The organism is Herbaspirillum camelliae, from assembly GCF_001929405.1.
GTDB classification, from domain to species: domain Bacteria; phylum Pseudomonadota; class Gammaproteobacteria; order Burkholderiales; family Burkholderiaceae_D; genus Herbaspirillum; species Herbaspirillum seropedicae.
Genome location: NZ_KV880769.1, coordinates 4,294,657 through 4,313,330, shown reverse-complemented (window position 1 = coordinate 4,313,330; position 18,674 = coordinate 4,294,657). Strand labels below are relative to the sequence as shown.

Genomic DNA, 18,674 nt, shown 5'->3' with positions numbered 1-18,674 from the left:
CCTGGCTTGAACACGCTGAACAAATTCCCGCGCCATTCGTCACCATCAATGACAGCGCCGGCGCTTGAGCCGGCGCAACTTGCGCCCTCTGCCGTGCTGCCCATCCTTGCTCCCCTGTTCGACCAGCGCACCGCCGCCTACGCCGCCCGGCTGGTCTGCGATGCATCTTTTTACACGCAGGCCTTGCCGCTGCCGACGCTGCTGGAGGGGCCAGCGCTGGACGACGCCGTGCACCGCCATGCGGCCCATTGGCGCAGCGATGACCTGCGCGCGGTGGCGTCGGCCTGGTGCCTGGATTACTTCGCGGCGATGCTGGTGCCGGCCATGGCGGCCACGGCTGTGCTGCGGCATCACCTGCCACTGGGGGCCGCCCAGGTGCGGGTCGTGCTGGCTCCCCACGGCGGCATGGCGCAGGTCTGCCTGCCACATGCCGGGCAACCCTGGTCGCAGTCCAGCCCGCAAGATCGCTATGAAGAACTGGTCTGGCAACATCTGGCGCCGGTGATCGCGGCGCTCAACAAGCGCTTCCGGCTGCCCTCGGCCGTTCTCTGGGGCAATGCGGTGCGCTATATCCATGCGGTCCTGCAGCGCGGCGTGCTGCTGGCCCTGCCCTCGCAGGATGGGCTGGCCGAGGATCGCCGGCTGTTGCTGGACAGCCCTCTCTGGCCCGATGGCCGCACCAATCCGCTCTATCACCGCCGCGCGGTGCCGCCAGCGGGCGTGGACTACCTGCATCGCAATTGCTGCATGTATTACCGCCTGCCGGGCGAGGACTATTGCGCGGCCTGCCCGCTGCGTTCCAGGCACGACAAACGAGCTTGTGATTAGCTGGGTAACAATCTCAATCTAAACAAAAGCGATTTCCATTCGTCTTTCTGTTGACGGCCTGCGCATCCTGTTGCGACAGCGCGGCCGACCAGGAGCTGATGACAGATGGAACAAGCAGGCCTTACTACCGCCCTACCCGCTGCGCCCTATCTCGCCCATGTCGATGGCCATCCTTATGCGGTGGAAATCGACGGCGATGTGGTGCGCGTGCGTCTGCCCTCCGGGGAGCACCACGCCTGGCGGCTGCAGCCCCTGGCCACATTGAACTCCGCGTCGCCGGCCCCGACGCCTCGCTACGATGCGCATCCGGCTGAGCTGGCCGCGCTGGAGGCGCTGTGGTCGCAACAGCACGGCTTGGCGCAGCAGCTGATCCTGCCAGATGGCGGCACGCCGGCCTGGGCTTGTCCCGGCATGTTCTGGCAACAGCACCGCAACTGGCTGGTGCAGCCGCAAGCGCCGTTGCCGCTGCGCCACTGCATCAGCGCGGGCAAGCGTCATCCGCAGCGTCCGGCCAAGCCGGCGGGCACGGTGTATCGCCGTCATATCCCCTGGCTGGGCCAGACGCTGTCGCTGCGCGCCTTCGAGGGGCAAGACGACCTGGTGCGGCTGAACCGCTGGATGAATGATCCGGACGTGGCGTATTTCTGGGAAGAACAGGGCGACCTCGACCATCACCGCCACTATCTCGCCAGGCTGGCCGACGACCCGCACGCCTACCCGCTCATCGCCTGCCTGGATGAGCTTCCCTTTGCCTACTTCGAGATCTACTGGGCGCGCGAAGACCGCATCGCGCCCTTCGCCGATCCGGGTGAGCACGACCGTGGCTGGCATGTGCTGGTAGGCGAGCCGGCCTATCGCGGGCGCGAATTTGTCAGCGCCTGGATGCCCTCGGTGTCGCATTACCTGCTGCTGGAGGACGTACGTACCGAACGCCTCTGGATCGAGCCGCGCGCGGACAACCGCAAGATGCTGCGCAGCCTGCAGCGCAGCGGTTATGCGCTGCTCAAAGAATTCGATTTCCCCCACAAGCGAGCCATGCTCGGCATGCTTTCGCGCGAGCGTTTCTTCGGCGAACGACTCTGGATGCCGGGCGCCGCCAGCGCCAACTGACCAGGACCACAGGACCACGACATGCAAACCTATGAGCTGATCGGGATCGGCTTCGGCCCCTCCAACATCGCCCTCGCCATCGCCCTGCAAGAGCAACAGCACCATGCCGGCGCTGCCGACATGTTCTTCATCGAGAAACAGGACAGCTTCGCCTGGCACGGCGACATGCTGCTGGACAACTCGCACATGCAGATTTCCTTCCTCAAGGACCTGGCCACGCTGCGCAATCCTGCCAGCCGGTTCACCTTCCTCAACTATCTGCACCAGAAAGAGCGGCTGAGCGACTTCATCAACCTCAAGACCTTCTACCCCAGCCGTCACGAGTTCAGCGACTACCTGCGCTGGGCCGCCGACCAGTTCAGCGCCTGCTGCAGCTATGGCGAAGAGGTCATCGAGGTACAGCCCGAGCTGCAGGATGGCAAGGTGCGGCTGCTGCGCGTCCGTTCGCGCCACCGCGATGGTCGCATCACCGAGCGCCTGGCGCGCAACCTGGTGATCGGCGTGGGTGGCTCGGCCAATATCCCCGAGACCTTCCGGGGGCTGCGCGAGGATGCCCGGGTGTTCCATTCCAGCAGCTACCTGCGCCATATCGCCGCGTTCGACAAGCCCGCCCGCATCGCCGTCATCGGCGCCGGCCAGAGCGCCACCGAGATCTTCCTCGACCTGCATGGGCGCAACGCCGGTCACGAGGTCGACTTCATCATGCGCAGCCGCAACATCAAGCCGTCCGACGACAGTCCCTTCGTCAATGAAGTCTTCAACCCCGAATACACCGACTACGTCTACCGCCAGGACGAGCAGACCCGCGACGCGCTGATGCAGGAGTTCATGCAGACCAACTACTCGGCGCCGGACCTGGCGCTGATCGAGCAGGTCTATCAGGTCTTCTACAAGCAGAAGGTGACTGGCCAGCAGCGCCACCGCCTGCTGCGCTGCCATAACGTCGAGCGCGCCCGCGCCGAGGCTGACGGCGTCTGGCTGGACCTGCACGACCTCGACGGCGGCAGCGCCCAGACGCGCCGCTACGACGCCGTCGTGCTGGGCACCGGCTATACCCGCGAGCTGCACAAGGACCTGCTGGCGCCGCTGGCGTCCTACCTGCCGCAGTTCGCGGTGGGCCGCGACTACCGCCTGCAGAGCACGCCCGAGTTCGAGCCGGCGGTGTTCCTGCAGGGCAGCTGCGAGCCCTCCCACGGCATCAGCGACACCCTGCTCTCGGTGATCGCCATCCGCACCGCCGAGATCGGCCAGGCCCTGCGCGAGCGCGACGAGAACGCCCCCTTCGCGGCGCGGCGCGCCATGGTCGCCAGCATCGCCGCGGCCAGCCGCAGCAGTCCACAGTTTTCGCTTTAAGCGATATACCCTTGCCGGCGCTGCCGGCGCTCTTCAATCGACCACCACCTCCACATCATGAAACAACAATATAAGGGGATGCCTGCCAACAGGCCAACGCTGACTTTCCTGGCCGTGCAATGCGCGCTGCTGACCCTGGCCGCACCGGCCTGGGCGCAACAGCAATCGCTGCCACAAGTCGAAATCAAGGCCGACGCCGAGACCGCCAACGGTCCCGTCAACGGCTACGTCGCCAAGCGGACCGCCAGCGCCACCAAGACCGACACGCCCGTGCTGGAAGTGCCGCAATCGGTGTCGGTAGTCACCCGCGACGAGATGGATGCGCGCGGCGTGACTTCGCTGCTGGACGTGCTGCGCTACATGCCCGGCGCCAACTCGGAAACCCACGGCGTGGATCCGCGCGGCTATGAATACTTCAACCTGCGCGGCTTCATCAATGCCCAGGTCACCAGCAACTTCCTCAACGGCCTGCGCCAGATTCCCGGCGGCTTCGGCCAGTTCCGCACCGAAACCTATGGCATGGAACGCATCGAAGTGCTGCGCGGCCCCGGCTCGGTGACCTTCGGCCAGGCCGATCCGGGCGGCGTGATCAACCGGGTCAGCAAGCTGCCGGGCATGGATATCCCCAACGAGCTGGGCGTGGACATCGGTTCCTTCAACCGCAAGCAGGTCGTGGCCGATCTCAATGGCCATAGCCAGGACGGCGAGTATCTGTGGCGCGTGGTCGGGCTGGGCCTGGACAGCAACAACCAGTACAAATTCAACAATGGCCAGTCGGGCGACAACAACCGCTTCTATCTCGCGCCCTCGCTGACCTGGCGTCCCTCGGCCAGCACCTCGCTGACGCTGATGGCTGACTACATGAACGACCGCTCCGGCAGCAGCCGCTGGACTGCCGTGCGGCCCGGCAATGTGCTCACCCACACCCTGATCGGCGACCCCAACTTCGACCGCCAGAGCAACGACCAGTGGTCCTTCGGCTACCAGTTCGAGCACAAATTCGACAATGCCTGGACCTTCCGCCAGAACTTCCGCCAGGCCAACCTGAAGTCGGTCTATGCGGCGCTCAACCCTGGCACGCTGACCGGCTCCGTGCTCACTCGCGGCACCACGGTCTACAACAGCCAGGTCGACAATACCCTGGTCGACAACCAGCTGGAAGGCCGCCTCAAGTGGGGCTCGACGGAGCACACGGTGCTGTTCGGCCTGGATTGGTCGCGCATGTATGACCGTGAGGTGCGCTATCGCGGCGCCGCGCCCAGCCTGAACATCGACAATCCGGTCTATGGCGTCACCATCCCGGCGGCCACCACCTTGTTCGGCAACCTCGAAGAGAATATGAACCAGACTGGCCTGTATGCGCAGGACCAGATCAAGTTCGATCAGCGCCTGACCCTGACCCTGGGCGGACGCTGGGACAAGGTCAAGGATGAGACCCGCAACTATCTGACCAGGACCACCGCCCGCAGCGACGACAGCGCCCTGAGCGGTCGCATCGGCCTGTCCTATCTGGTCACCCGCGACATCGCCCCCTACGTCAGCTACGCCACGTCCTTCCTGCCGCAGACCGGCTCGGACTTCAACGGCAAGCCCTTCGACCCGACCAAGGCGCGCCAGGCCGAAGTGGGTGTCAAGTATCAGCCGGCTGATGGCAAGACATTGTTCACCGCGGCCCTGTTCGAGCTGACCAAGACCAATGTGCAGACGCCGGATCCGGCCCATACCAACTTCAACGTGCTCAGCGGCGAGATCAAGTCGCGCGGCCTGGAGCTGGAAGCCAAGGGTGAAATCGTCAAGGGCCTGAACCTGTTGGCCTCCTACACCTACACCGACGTCAAGAACACCCAGAACAACACGGCTTCCCTGCTGGGCAAGCAGCCCATCCTGGTGCCGCGCCAGGCGGCCTCGGTCTGGGCTGACTACACGGTGCAAGGCGGCCCGCTGGCCGGCGCTGGCATCGGCGGCGGTGCGCGCTACACCGGCAGCAACTATGCCGACGCCGCCAACACCGTGAAGAATGGTGGCGTGACCGTCTTCGACGCGGTGTTCCACTACAACCTGAACCGCTGGCGCTACGCCCTCAACATCAGCAACATCACCAACAAGGAATACACCTCCTGCCTGGCCGAACCGACCACGACCTGCTTCTGGGCCGCCGAGCGCACGGCCATCCTAAGCGCGCGCTATCGCTGGTAAGACCCGAGGCATGACAGGCAAGCCGAACAGCTTTCCCTCTCCCACCTGACAGCCGGCCTCGCGCCGGCTTTTTTCCCTGAGGACCCCATGCAACTGCACCCTGATCTGGACGCCTTCCTGGCCCTGGTAGAAGCCGGCATCCAAAGCGGCCGCCAGCAGCCCATGCACCGCAAGAGCGTGCACCAGGCGCGCGCCGACTATGAAGCCGCCGCGCCCATGCTGGACCTGCCACCGGACGACCTGGCCGAACGCCGCGCTCTGGAGATACCCACCCGCGACGGCGCGCGCATCGGCGCACGTCTGTATGCCCCGGCCCCGCTGGACGCCGCCGCGCCGCAGCCGGTGCTGCTGTATTTCCATGGCGGCGGCTACTGCGTCGGCAGCCTCGATTCGCACGACACCCTGTGCAGCGCACTGGCGGCGCGCACGCCCTGCTGCGTGCTGGCGGTGGACTACCGGCTGGCCCCGGAACACCGCTTCCCGACCGCCTTCGAGGATGCCGCCGATGCCTACGACTGGTTGCTGCAACACGGCTCCGCGCTGGGCCTGGCGACCAACCGCCTGGCCGTAGGCGGCGACAGCGCCGGCGGCACCCTGGCCGCAGCCTTGGCGCTGCGCGCCCGCGAGGCCGCCCGCTCGCCCTGCCTGCAATTGCTGCTCTATCCCTGCACCAGCGCCCATCAGGACGGCGACTCCCATCGCCGCTTCGCCACCGGCTACCTGCTGGAAGGGGAAACCCTGCAATGGATGTTCGGCCACACCCTCAACGGCGACCATGAGCGCCAGGACTGGCGCTTTGCCCCCCTGCAGGCTGCCGACGTGTCCGGTGCGGCGCCGGCGCTGGTGGTCATCGGCGACCACGATCCGCTGCTCGATGAAGGCATGGCCTATGCCGAGAAGCTGCGCCAGGCGGGCGTGCCGGTCCAGCTCGACATTCACCCCGGCATGGTGCATGACTTCCTGCGCCTGGGGATGGTCGTTGCCGAAGCCGACCAGGCGCGCACCGCCATTGCCGCCCGGCTGGCTGCGGCGATGCGCTGAACAAGGGCCTTGCGGCCCGCCCCTGCCCCGTTCACCGAATCGCTGAAGGAAGAATCGCCGCCCTGGATGGCCCAGGAGCGGCGATTATTTTTGTTCCTCTACCAATGACAAACCGTTCGGACTGAGTAGGCCCGCCAGGGCCGTATCGAAGGCGCGCCTGAGCCGCACCTTCGATACGCGCCTACGCCGCTGTTCAGGAAGAACGGCCCATCGCCGCACCAGCAACACCGGCGCAATCCGCCGCCAGCACCTCAAGCGCCTGCACCACCTCGTCCAGCAAGCGCGCTTGCCTCATGATGCTGAAGTGGTCCGTCTCCAGCTGCACCTCGGCGCAACCCGTCTGCCCCAGTTGGCGCTTGAGCTCGGCCCGGTGCGCCGGTTTGCGGCGCGCAATCCACCAGTAGTGCGGTCTGGCCGCGACCGCCTGCAGCGCCGGCGCCTGCGCCGATATCTCCCTGAGATGCCGCGCCACCACGAAGATGCGCGCCAGCTCCCCGGCCGCAGGCAGCGATGCCGGCAGTTCACCGGCCTGTTCCAGCATCGCCGACAGCATCGCCAGCGCCGCTGCTTCCGAAGGCAAGGCCCCGGATTGACGCGCCTGCAGCGCCTGCAAGGCCAGCCAGCGCTTGCTGCCGGCGGCGCCGTCCCAGCTTGCGGGCAGCATCACGCTCACGAAGTCCTGCAGGTCATCCAGCCAGTCACGGGCATCGGCCGCTTCGCTCTGCGGAACATAGCCATCGACCAGGCCCAGGAAAGCCACCTGCGCTCCCTGTGCCTCCAGCCGTTGCGCCACCTGCGCCGCCAGCGTCGCGCCCAGCGACCAGCCCAGCAGGTGATACGGCCCCTGCGGCTGCACCGAGCGCAGCTGCGCCGTGTAATGGTCGGCCAGTTGCGCCAGGGTTGGCGCAGCTTGCGCAGGGTCCTGCAGCATCGCGCACGGCAGTCCATAGACGCGGCGGCGGCCCTGCAGCGCCTGCGCCAGCGGGCGGTAGTCGAATACCGTTCCCATGCCCGCATGCAGGCAGAACAGCGGCGCGACTTCTTCCGGACCGGCGTTCATGGCCACCAGCGCGGGGCCGTCCGCCGGCCTGCTCTCCAGGCCCAGCAAGGCGGCGATGGTGGGACGTTGCATCAGGTCGGCCAGCTTGAAGTTGAAGTTCCACTGGCGCTGGCCGCGCGCACGGGCGATCACCTGCAGGCACAGCAGCGAGTCGCCGCCCAGTTCGAAGAAGTTGTCTTCCTGGCCGACGCGCTCGCGCTTGAGCACGGTCTGCCAGATCTCGGCCAGCGCTTGCGCAGCGGGCGTCGCCGGCGCCACGTAGCTGCGCGCGGGCGCAGCCTGCGGGGCTGGCAGGGCCTTGCGGTCCAGCTTGCCGTTATGGGTCACCGGCAGCGCCGCCAGCAGCACGAAGTGCGCGGGCACCATGTACTCCGGCAAGCCCGCCCGAAGCGCGGCGCGCAGGCTGTCGCCGAAGGCGCGCTGCGCGGTCTCGGGCGCAGCGACTGCCTGCGGCGCTCCCACGTAGGCCACCAGCTGGCGCACCACCTCCTCGCCCTGGCCGTCGCTGCGCACCACCACTGCTGCCTCGGCCACGCCGGGCTGGCGGCGCAGCAGCGCCTCGATCTCGCCCAGTTCGATGCGGAAGCCGCGGATCTTCACCTGGTGGTCGAGACGTCCCAGGTATTCCACATTGCCGTCCGGCAGCCAGCGCGCCAGGTCGCCCGTGCGGTACATGCGCGCACCCGGCTGCCCGAACGGATCGGCCACGAAACGCTCGGCCGATTGCGCCGGCCGCTCCAGGTAGCCGCGCGCCAGACCTTCACCGCCGATGTAGAGCTCGCCCGCCTCACCCGGAGCGACCGGCTGCAGGGAAGCGTCGAGGATATAGGCGTTGCGCCGCCCCACCGGCTTGCCGATCGGCACGAACGGCCCGTCGAAATCGACGCCAGCCGCGCTCGCGCCCTTCCAGATCAGCGGCGTCACCACCGTCTCGGTCGGACCATAGCCGTTGATCAGCAGGCGCGGCGCCAGATGGCGGCGCACCCGCTCGAACGAGGCGCGCGGCATGGCCTCGCCGCCGAAGACATACAGTTCCAGCGGCGGTGCATCGCCATGCTGCTCGCCCCACTGGGCCAACTGGCCCAGATAGGCGGGCGGGAACACCGCATTGCTCACGCGCTGCTGGTGCAGGGCCTGCCAGCTCTGCTCGATGCTCCACATCTCCGGGCCGCGCAGCACCAGCGCGGCGCCGCTGATGAGCGTGGTGATCCAGCGTTCGTGGGCGCCATCGAAGGAGAAGGACATGAACTGCAGCTCGCGCCAGTCCGGCGTCATCTCGTAGAGCGCGGCGGTGGCCTGGCAATGCATGACCAGCGGCCCATGGCTGACCGCCACGCCCTTGGGCTGGCCGGTCGAACCCGAGGTGTAGATCACATAGGCCATCTGTTGCGGGGCCACGGCCACCACCGGATCGTGCGCCGGCAAGCCGGCCAGTTGCGCAGCCAGGCCGGCGTCGTCCAGCGCCAGGCAGCGCAGACCTGCTTGCGCCTCTGCGGCCAGCAGCCGGCGTCCGCGCGCATGCGTCAACAGTACCCGGATACGGCTGTCGGCCACCATGTAGGCCAGTCGCTCGGGCGGATAGTCCAGGTCCAGCGGCACGTAGGCGGCACCGGCCTTCATCACCGCCAGCAGGCCGACGACCATGTCGAAGGAACGCTCTACCGCCACCCCCACGCGCTGCTCCGCGCCCACGCCCAGGGACATCAGGTGATGCGCCAGGCGGTTGGCGCGACCATTGAGTTCGCCATAGGACAGGTTCTGGTCGTCCAGCACCAGGGCGATGGCGTCGGGTGTCTGCGCGGCGCGGCGTGCGATCAGCAGGTGCGCCGGCAGGTCGGCGGGATAGTCGTGCGTACCGCGTCCCAGTTCCAGCACTGCCGCCAGCGCCTGCGGCGACAGCCGCGCCAGCTCGCCCAGGGCGCGCTCGCCACCGGCGCTCAGTTCTTCGAGGTTGAGCATGACCTGCTCGCGCAGGGCTTCCACCTCGGCATCGCCGAACAGGCTGCGGTCGTAGCAGAACTCGATGTCCAGCGTCTCGCGGGCCACCACCTGCAGATCCATGGCAAAGCCGGTCAAGCCCTCGCCCTCGGCCTGGCCAAAGCGCAGGCCGGCCTGCTCGCGCGCTTCCAGCGAACGGCTGATGGGGAAGTTCTCGAACACGATGATGCTGTCGAACAGCGCCCGGCCAGCCATGCCGCTCCAGCGCTGGATGTCGTAGAGCGGCGTGTGTTCGTGTTCGCGGCTGTCGATGTTGGTCTGCTGCAGCGTGCGCAGCCAGTCACCCACGCGGCGCTGGCCATCCACCTCGACCACGATGGGGATGGTATTGATGAACAGGCCCAGGCTCTTCTCCACGCCGGGCAAGGCGGCTGGCCGGCCCGAGACGGTCGCGCCGAAGGCCACCGCCGTGCTGCGCTTGTGGCGCGCCAAGGTCAGCGACCATGCGCCCTGCACCAGCGTGTTGAGGGTCACGCGCTGGCTGCGCGCAAACTGTTCCAGGCGGCGCGTGGCGGCGGCGTCGCAATGGCCATAGAGCTTGCCGAAACCGCGCCGCGCCGGATCCGGGCGCACCCCTTCGGCCAGCAGGCTGGGGCCGTCCAGCGCCTGCAACGCGCCCATCCAGTAACGTTGCGCCGCTTGCGGATCAAGCGTGGCCAGCCAGCCGATGTACTGGGCATAGTCCGGTCCCGGTGCGGGCAGCGGCTGGCCGCCATAGGCCAGCATCAGCTCTTGCATCAGCGCCGAGGTGCTCCAGCCGTCCAGCAGGATGTGGTGCATGGTCCAGACCAACTGGTGCTGTCCTGGCCGCAGCCGCAGCAGGGTCGCGCGCACCAGCGGCGGTTGCAGCAGGTCGAAGCCGCGCGCAAGATCGGCCGCCGCAAAGGCGGCAATCGCCTGCGGCAACTCGGCGTCGCCCGCCTGGGCGCTCCAGTCCTGCACCTCGATGCCGAACGCCAGCGTGCGCCACACCGCCTGCAGCGGCTGGGCATAGCCCGCCTGCCAGAGGAAGCCCGTGCGCATCACCGGGTGACGCGCCAGCACGCTCTGCCAGGCCTGCGCGAAACGCGCCTCGTCCAGGCCCTCCACGCGCACGCTGAGCTGGTTCACGTACAGGCCGGAGCCCGGGCTTTCCATGGTATGGAACAGCATGCCCTGCTGCATCGGCGAGAGTGGATAGACGTCCTCCAGCTCGCCCTGCAGCGCCAGCTGTGCGGTCTGCGCGGCGCTGAGGTAATCCTCCAGCCGTCCGCGCGCAGCCGCCACGACCTGCGCTGGTGCGGGCGGCTGCGCCTGGTCGCATTGCTGCGCCAGCTCGGCCACGGTCTGGCTCTGGAACAGCTGGCGCGGCGTCAGCGGCCATCCCTGCTCATGGGCGCGCGCCACGATCTGCAGGCTGAGGATGGAATCCCCCCCCAGCTCGAAAAAATTGTCGTGGCGGCCGACCCGTTGCAAGCGCAATACCTCGGCCCAGATGGCCGCCAGCCCGATTTCGGTCTGGCCCTGTGGCGCTTCATAGCCGCCTTGCTCGTTGAAGTCGGGACGCGGCAGCGCCTTGCGGTCTACCTTGCCATTGGCGTTCAGCGGCAGCGCCGGCAGCAGGATCAGGCGCTGCGGCACCATGTAGTCCGGCAGGCTTTGCAGCAGCGCAGCGCGCAAGGCCTCTGCCTCGAGCGTAGCGCCCGGGTCGGCCGCATAGCCCACCAGGCGGGCCGGACGCCCTGGCTCCACCAGAGCGACCACGACCGCCGCCGCCACCCCGGGCTGGGCCAGCAGTTGCGCCTCGATCTCGCCCAGTTCGATGCGCAGGCCACGGATCTTCACCTGGTGGTCGGTACGGCCCAGGTACTCGATCTCGCCATCGGCGCGGCGTCGCACCAGGTCGCCGGTGCGGTACATGCGGCTGCCGTCGGCGGCGAAGGGGTCGGCCACGAAGCGCTCCGCCGACAGGCCGGGACGCCCCAGGTAACCGCGCGCCAGGCCGATCCCGCCCAGATAGAGCTCGCCGGCGATGCCGTGTGGCAGCGGGTTGAGGCCGCCGTCCAGCACATAGGCGGCGGTGTGCGAGATCGGCCGCCCGATCGGCACGCTGCGCTCGCCTGGGCGGCAGGTCCAGTGGGTGACATCGATGGCGGCCTCGGTCGGGCCGTACAGGTTATGCAGCGCGATCTGTGGCAGGCGCGCAAAGGCCTGTTCCTGCAGCTCGGCCGGCAAGGCTTCGCCGCTGCAGATCACCTGGCGCAGGCTGTGGCATTGCGCGCTGTCTGGATGGGCGACGAAGGCCTGTAGCATCGACGGTACGAAGTGCAGCGTATCCACGGCGTGGCGACGGATGCGCGCCGCCAGCAGCGCCGGATCGCGATGTTCGTCAGGCGCGGCCAGCGCCAGGCGGGCCCCGGTCATCAGCGGCCAGAAGAACTCCCACACCGACACGTCGAAGCCGAACGGGGTCTTTTGCAGCACCGTGTTGCCGGGGCCGATGGGATAGGCTTCCTGCATCCAGGCCAGCCGGTTGTGCAGCGATACGTGGCGATTGCCCGCGCCCTTGGGCTTGCCGGTGGAACCGGAGGTGTAGATCACATAGGCCAGGCCATCGGGCGCGACCTCGATACCGGGATCATGGTCTGGCATGCCCTCGGCCCAGGGCTGTCCGGGCGCGTCCAGTTCCAGCACCCGCACGGCGGCGGGCGCCGTCAGCTCGGCGCGCAGCGCCGTCTGCGTCAGCAGCAGCGACAGGCCGCTGTCGGCCATCATGTCGGCCAGCCGCGCCGGCGGCAGGTCCGGGTCCAGCGGCAGGTAGGCCGCGCCGGCCTTGAGCACGGCCAGCAGCGCCACGACCATCTCGGGTGCACGCCGCGCCGCCACGCCGACGATACGCTCCGGACCCGCACCCTCGGCCAGCAGGCGGTGCGCCAGGCGGTTGGCTTGCTGGTTGAGGCTGCGGTAGTCCAGCACCAGATCCTCATACAGCAGGGCCGCAGCCGACGGTGTCGCCGCAGCCTGGCGTTCGATCAGGCGATGCACCGGGGCATCAAAGGCGTGCAGCTCGCGGTTCACGCCGCTCTCGCGCCATGCCGCCAGTTCATCGCCGGGCAGCAGCCCCAGGCTGCCGATGGCTTGCTGGGGATGCTCCGCCAGCACCTGCAAGAGATGGCGCAGGTGTGCGCCGATGCGCTCCACCATCTCGTGGGCAAACTGGGCGCGGGCGTAGCGCAGCTGCAATTGCAGGGTGTCGCCGGCATTGACCACCACGGTCATCGGATAGTTGGTCTCTTCGCGGTGCCGCACTGACGAGAACGCCAGTCCCGCCGGCGCGCCCTGGCTCAGGGTGGCGTCGACCGGATAGTTCTCGAACACCAGGATGCTGTCGAAGAGCGCTTGCGCGCCCTGCCCCGACCAGCGCTGGATATCCACCAGCGGGGTATGCTCGTACTCGCGCGCCTGCAGGTTCTGCGCCTGCAGGGCGCGCATCCAGTCGCCCGCCGGCTGGTGCGGGGGCGTGGCCACGATCACCGGCAAGGTGTTGATGAACAGGCCCAGCAACTGCTCCACCCCGGTCAGCTCAGCCGGTCGGCCCGCTACGGTCGCACCGAAGACCACGCCTTGGTCGTGCGCAGCATAGGTATAGCGTTGTAGCAGCAGTGCCCAGGCCGCCTGCACCAGGGTGTTCAAGGTGATCCGCTGGGCGCGGGCGGCTTCATTGAGGCGCGCGGTGAGCGCGGCATCGAGCAGTTCCCGGTGTTCACCATGGCCGCTCTGGGGCGTGCTCGGGCGCGGCATGGCGTCGGCCAGGCGGGTGGGCTGTTGCAGCCGGGCCAGCTGGATTTCCCAGAAGCGGCGCGTGGCTTCCTGGTCACGTCCTTGCAGCCAACCGATGTAATCGCGGTAACGCAGGGCCAGCTTCGTCGGTTTGGCTTGCCCGGCAGTCGCAGCTTGCGCGTAGCGGCGCAGCACTTCCCCCAGCAGCATCGAGGTGCTCCAGCCATCGAGCAGCAGATGGTGGACGGTCCAGATCAGGTGATGGCGCTGGGCGCCGGTGCGCACCAGCACCAGCCGCATCAGCGGTGGCGCAGCGAGGTCGAAGCCTTGCGCCAACTGGCGCTGGGCCAGGGCGTCAAGTTCGCCGCCCAGCGAGTGGCCGGCGGCGGCGTCGCGCCAGTCCAGTTGCGACAGCGGCGAGGCCACGCGACGCGCCACCCATTGCAACGGCCGCGGCTGGTGCAGGAAACCGGTGCGCAGGATGTCGTGGGCGGCCACCGTGTCTTGCCAGGCTTGCTCGAAGCGCGCCGCGTCCAGGCCGTCGATATCCACCCGCAACTGGTTGATGTAGGCGCTGCCGCCCGGTTCAAAGACGCTGTGGAACAGCATGCCGGCCTGCATCGGCGAGAGGGGATAGATATCGTCGACATTGCGTGCCGCCAGCGGCAAGGCGTCCAGCTGGGCCTGGTCCAGGCCCGCCAATGGCAGGTCGGACGGCGTCAGGCCACCGGCATGCTGGCTGCACAGTGCGGCCAGCTCTTCCAGCTGCGTCTGCAGATGCGCCGCCAGGGTCTCCACCATGGCGCGTCCATAGCGTTTGCTGCAGTAGTTCAGGCGCAATTGCAGCACGCCTTCGTGGACCTGGCCGTTGATGGTCAGCGCGTGGCGCATGGCCGCCTGCGGGTCCATCGGTGTGCCGGCCGGTTCGCTGGCCAGCCGCCAGCCGCCCTCCTCGCCCGACTGGAACTGCCCCAGGTAATTGAACGCCACCTGCGCGCGCGGCAGCGCCTGCAAGGCGGCCCGTTGTTCTGCTGTGCCAAAGCGGCGCAGCACGCCGAAATCCAGTCCCTTGTTGGGCAGCGCGCGCAGGCTTTCCTTGGTGCGCAGCAGGGTCGCCAGCGGCGTACCGGAAGCGTCCAGCGCCAGCGGGAACACCGAGGTGAACCAGCCCACCGTGCGCGAGAGGTCCGGCGTGGCTGCGTCGCCGAGCGCCTCGCGGCCATGGCCTTCGAGGTCCACCAGCAGCTGCTGCGGTGCGCCCCACGCTGCCAGCGCCCGTGCCAGCGCGGCCAGCAACAGGTCATTGACCTGAGTGCGCCAGGCGCTGTGGGCCTCGCCGATGAGGGTCTGGGTCAGTGCTGGCGCCAGGCGCAGCAGCACGCTTTGCTGGTCGGCCAGGCGCGCGCCCGCGCCATCTTCACCTGATCTGGCGGGGTCGCTGGGCAACTGTACCGGGCAGGCGGCCAGCGCCAGCCAGTGGTCGATGCGCTGCGCCGCCACTGGCGCGTAGGCAGCCAAGGCCTCGCCCCACTCGGCCAGGCCAGCTTCTTCGGCGGGCAGTTGGAGCGGCTGTTGCGGCGTGGCGCAGGCATGCGCATAGGCATGCTGCAGGTCTTCCAGCAGCACGCGCCAGGACACGCCGTCGATCACCAGATGGTGCGCCACCAGCAGCAAGCGCCAACCGGCCTGGCCCATGTCCACCAGCATGGCCCGCAGCACCAGGCCGCGCTCCAGGTCCAGGCCGCGCTGCGCGCTCTCGCACAGCGCCAGCAGTTGATCAGCGTCGGCGGCGCGTGCGCTCACGATGCGCTCGGCGATGGCCTGCAGATCGGGCAACTCGCCGTGCAGCTGGCGCCAGCCGTCGCTGTGCTGTTCATAGCGCAGCGTCAGCGCCGGATGGGCTTGCATCAGCACATGCAGCGCTGCGGCCAGTGCCGCCGGGTCGATGGGCGTGTCACTGTGCAGCAGCACCGACTGGTTCCAGTGGGCGCGACGGGGGATATCGGCCTCGAAGAAGTCCTGCTGGATCGGCAGCAGGCGGCACGCCTGCCCCGCCTGCGCCGTCTGCGTGATCTCGCGCGGGGTGGCGGCCGCCACGGCCTCGCTGGCCACGGCGGCCAGCTCGGCCACGGTCTGGCGCTCGAACATCTGGCGCGCCGTGATGGCGATGCCGGCGCGGCGCGCCCGCGAGACGATCTGCAGGCTCAGGATGGAGTCGCCGCCCAGTTCGAAGAAGTTGTCATCGCGTCCCACTGCGCCGCCCTTGAGCACCTCGCGCCAGATCGCCGCCAGTTGCTCTTCCAGCGCGCCCTGGGGCGCGGCGTAGGCGGTCCGGGCCGCCAGCTCGGGCGCCGGCAGCGCCTTGCGATCGACCTTGCCGTTGATATTGAGCGGCAGCGCCGGCAGCACCACCAGCGCCGCCGGCACCATGTAGTCCGGCAAGACCTCGCCCAGCGCGGTGCGCAGCGCGCCCGTATCGAGCGCTTCAGGCGCCATCCCCGCCTGCGGCGACAGGTAGCCGACCAGGCGCGGCGTGGCCGCGTCCTGGCGCACCATGACGGTGGCCGCGCCTACGCCGGGCTGGGCCAGCAACTGGGCTTCGATCTCGCCCAGCTCGATGCGGAAGCCCCGTATCTTGACCTGCTGGTCGATGCGCCCCAGGTAATCCATCTGGCCATCATGACGCCAGCGCACCAGGTCGCCGGTGCGGTACAGGCGACTGCCCTCTTCCCCGGCGCGGGCAAACGGGTTGGCGACAAAACGTTCGGCCGACAGCGCGGCCCGGTTCAGGTAGCCCCGCGCCAGCCCAGCGCCGCTGACATAGAGTTCACCAGGCACGCCTGCCGGAGCCAGGTTCAGCCGCTGGTCCAGCACATACAGGCCGAGGTCGGGAATGGCCGCGCCGATCGGGCTGCGGCTGGCGTCCAGGTCGGCGCGCAGGAGGCGCCGGTAGGTCACGTGCACGGTGGTCTCGGTGATGCCGTACATGTTGATCAGGGCCGGACGCTGGTCACCGAACCGGGTGATCCAGGGGCGCAGCATTTCCGGCTCCAGCGCTTCGCCGCCGAAGATGACGGTGCGCAACGCCAGCGCATCGCTTGGCAATTGGCGCAGCGCAGGCAGTTGCAGCAACTGGCGGAATGCCGAGGGCGTCTGGTTGAGCACCGTGACGCGCTGCTCCACCAGCAGCGCCAGGAAGTCTTCCGGCGAGCGGCTGACCGCAAACGGCACCACCACCAGCCGGCCGCCGTAGCACAGCGCGCCGAAGATTTCCCAGACCGAGAAGTCGAAGGCGTAGGAATGGAACAGGGTCCACACATCCGCGCGCCCGAAGTCGAACCAGGCCGCCGTCCGGCCCAGCAGGCGCAGTACGTTGGCGTGGGTGAGCTGCGCACCCTTGGGACGGCCGGTGGAGCCGGAGGTGTAGATGATGTAGGCCAGGTTGTCGGGGCGCAGCACGACGCCGGGATTGTGCGCCGGTGCGCCCTCATCGGCCAGGGCCGGGGCGATCTCCAGCGTGCGCAGGCCTTGCGCGGGCAAGGCAGAGACACCATCGTCCGCCGTCAGCGCCAGCGTGACGCCGGCATCCTGCACCATGTAGGCCAGGCGGTCGGCCGGATAGTCCGGGTCCAGTGGCACATAGGCTGCGCCAGCCTTGAGGATGGCCAGCAGGCCGACGATCATTTCGAGGGAGCGCGGCGCGGCCAGGCCGATGCGGTCCTCGGGGCGTACGCCCTGTTGCAGCAAGCGGTGCGCCAGGCGATTGGCGGCGCGGTTGAGCTGGGTATAGCTCATCTGCTGCGGCCCGCAGACCACGGCCACGGCGTCGGGAATCGCGGCGGCCTGCGCTTCGATCAGTCCGGCCAGACTCGCGCCCGGGGTGGCCGGGAGTGCCTCACATGGCTGGGGATCGCCCCAACTGCGCAGTCTGGCCTGTTCGTCCTGGTCCAGCAGCGCGAGCTGCGCCACCGGACGCTCCGGTGCTTCTGCGAAACCGCGCAACAGGTTGAGGTAATGGCCGGCCATGGCGGCGATGGTGGCGGCATCGAACAGGTCGCTGGCGTATTCCAGTCGGCAATGCACCTCGCCCTTGATCACCTTCACATCCAGCGACAGGTCGAACTTGGCGCTGTCCTGCGCCAGCGCCACCGGTGTGGTCACGATGTCATCGAAGGCCAGTGCGCTGGCGCCCTCGCCCACCATCTGCAGGCCGAACATCACCTGGAACAGCGGATTGCGGCCTGGGTCGCGCTCGACCTTGCGGTGTTCCAGCAAGGCCTCGAAGGGCAAGTCGCCGTGTTCCAGCGCGGCCAGCATGTCGCCGCGCACCTGGCGCACCAGCTCGCGCACCGTGAGCGCCGGCGTCAACCGCGCCCGGTACAGCTGGGTGGTCACGAAGAAGCCCACCAGGTCCTGCAGCTCGGCATGGTTGCGACCCGCATTGGGCGCGCCCACCAGGAAATCGGCCTGGCCGCTGTAGCGGCTCAGCAGCACCTGCCAGGCCGCCATCAAGGCCACGAAGGGAGTGCAATGCTGGGCCCGGCAGAAGGCCTGCATCTGCTGCGCCAGCGCGCTATCGAGCGTAAAGGCGTGGACCGCGCCGCGGAAGCTCTGGCGCGGCGGGCGCGGACGATCGGTGGGCAGGTCCAGGCTGCTATTGGAGGGGCCGAGGTAGTCGTCCCAATAGCGCAACTCGTCGGCCAGCCAGGCGCCCTGCACGCGCTGGCGCTGCCAGTGTGCGTAGTCGGCATACTGCATCGGCAAGGCCGGCAACTGCGCCTGGCCATCACGGCGCGCCTGCCGATAGGCTTCGGCCAGGTCGCGGATGACCAGCGGATTGGACCAGGCGTCGGAAACGATGTGATGCATGCCGATGACCAGCACATGCTCCAGCGGCCCCAGCGCGATCAGCCGCACATCGAGCTGGCCAGCCTGGCCCAGGTCGAACACGTGCGCGGCGGCGGCCTGCAGCTCTTCTTGCAGGCGTTGTTCGCGCTGCTGCGGCGGCAGTTGGCGCAGGTCCAGCCAGGCCAGTTGCACCGGGAACGGCGGCACGGCCTGCTGATACGGCAGACCGTCGGTCTCGGCAAAACGCGTGCGCAGGATGGCGTGACGGGCCTGCAGCGCATCCAGGGCAGCCGACAGCGCCGCGCGGTCGAGTGTGCCGGTGAGGCGGAAGGCGCGGGTGAGGTTATAGGCCGTCAGGCCGGGCTCGTATTGCTGCAGGAACCACAGCTGCTGCTGCGAATAGGACAGCGGCGCGGGGTCATGCGGGGGGCGGGACATATCGTTCATGATCGGTAAGGTATCCGGGGGTGGCGCGCAGGGA

Annotated in this window: 6 protein-coding genes; 5 read left to right on the top strand and 1 reads right to left on the bottom strand. The window is 68.4% G+C overall.

All coding sequences use genetic code 11. The features are described from left to right. The first annotated feature begins 48 nt into the window (after positions 1 to 48). The 5 genes from fhuF (at position 49) to BGK68_RS19300 (ending at position 6,528) form a co-directional block, all read left to right on the top strand. Positions 49 to 828, top strand: coding sequence for a siderophore-iron reductase FhuF (fhuF, locus tag BGK68_RS19320; protein ID WP_075258412.1), 780 nt, complete (start codon positions 49 to 51; stop codon positions 826 to 828). A 105-nt stretch (positions 829 to 933) separates the two neighbouring features. Further along, entirely contained in the window at positions 934 to 1,938 is a 1,005-nt protein-coding gene (locus BGK68_RS19315; protein ID WP_075258411.1) for a GNAT family N-acetyltransferase, read from the top strand. A gap of 21 nt (positions 1,939 to 1,959) precedes the next feature. Further along, positions 1,960 to 3,291, top strand: a complete 1,332-nt coding sequence (locus BGK68_RS19310; RefSeq protein ID WP_075258410.1) for a lysine N(6)-hydroxylase/L-ornithine N(5)-oxygenase family protein — start codon at positions 1,960 to 1,962, stop codon at positions 3,289 to 3,291. 57 nt (positions 3,292 to 3,348) lie between these two features. Then, complete coding sequence (locus tag BGK68_RS19305; RefSeq protein ID WP_233149351.1) at positions 3,349 to 5,487, top strand: TonB-dependent siderophore receptor; 2,139 nt, start codon at positions 3,349 to 3,351, stop codon at positions 5,485 to 5,487. An 87-nt stretch (positions 5,488 to 5,574) separates the two neighbouring features. Further along, positions 5,575 to 6,528, top strand: a complete 954-nt coding sequence (locus BGK68_RS19300; protein WP_075258408.1) for an alpha/beta hydrolase — start codon at positions 5,575 to 5,577, stop codon at positions 6,526 to 6,528. Positions 6,529 to 6,721: 193 nt separating this feature from the next. On the opposite strand, the gene BGK68_RS19295 is transcribed toward BGK68_RS19300, so the two are convergent. Then, a complete protein-coding gene (locus BGK68_RS19295) occupies positions 6,722 to 18,640 on the bottom strand; it encodes an amino acid adenylation domain-containing protein (RefSeq protein ID WP_158035481.1) in 11,919 nt (3,972 codons plus the stop codon). Between the last annotated feature and the right edge of the window lie 34 nt (positions 18,641 to 18,674).